This window comes from Dysgonomonas sp. 511, from assembly GCF_010501105.1.
GTDB lineage: Bacteria > Bacteroidota > Bacteroidia > Bacteroidales > Dysgonomonadaceae > Dysgonomonas.
Map to the genome: position 1 here is coordinate 1 of NZ_QVMQ01000078.1, position 857 is coordinate 857.

At 33.7% G+C, this 857-nt stretch carries 1 protein-coding gene; it reads right to left on the reverse strand.

Features of this window, described 5'->3' with window-relative positions; all coding sequences use genetic code 11:
• Positions 1–426: 426 nt before the first annotated feature.
• Entirely contained in the window at positions 427–654 is a 228-nt protein-coding gene (locus tag D0T57_RS15335; RefSeq protein ID WP_255490638.1) for a hypothetical protein, read from the reverse strand.
• Positions 655–857 lie beyond the last annotated feature (203 nt).

Below are 857 nucleotides of genomic sequence, written 5' to 3' on the forward strand. Positions count from 1 at the left end.
ATCACATGGCATTAATCCACTTTTAAAATATTGCTCTATTATCGGATAGGCCTGACCTTTAGATAGCCTGGTTCCGGGAAGTTGTCTCGTTTGTTTTTTCTTTTGCATAAACTGATGGCTCGTTAATTTATCGTTAACTCTCTCCTATGCAAAGGTAGAAACTATATAAATCTTGTAAAAGATGAGGCAGACCGAAGGATTACCTTATTATTACAAAAGTAGGATAATATTCGATGTAAATTACAGAATATTATTTAATTATGATAGGCTTGCTACGCAAAAAGGAAGTTTTTAGGTAAAAGAATATTTAAGCTAACCCACAATTGTAAAACATAAAGCAAATAAAGCGAGGGTATTCGATTACAGTAATATCCTGAAGGAAAAACTGTAATTCTAAATAAGTTAGGTGGCTTGCTTATAGAAAAACTACATTTTCCGTCCTCTATTTTTCTTATGAATCGTAGGAGTTTTGTTTTTTTGTTCTTCTTTCTCTACTTTCGGCACCCTCGGATCATAGAATGATTCTTGATATTCAGAATCCGTTTTGTTTTCTTTCCAGAGGTATGGATATGCAAAACTTACTCCTCCCCACCATTTAACTTTAGCTTTGGTTACATATCCATTTTCTATGAGTATCTTATCCCGGATACGCATCTCATATTGACCGTATTTGACAAAACTATCAGGATTTTCACGACTGAAAAAGACTTTATTCTTTTCATCATTGTAATCCTTCGGTCTGCCTCATCTTTTACAAGATTTATATAGTTTTTACCTTTGCGGAGAGAGTTAACGATAAATTAACGAGCCATCAGTTTATGCAAAATAAAAAACAAACGAGACAACTTCCTGGAACC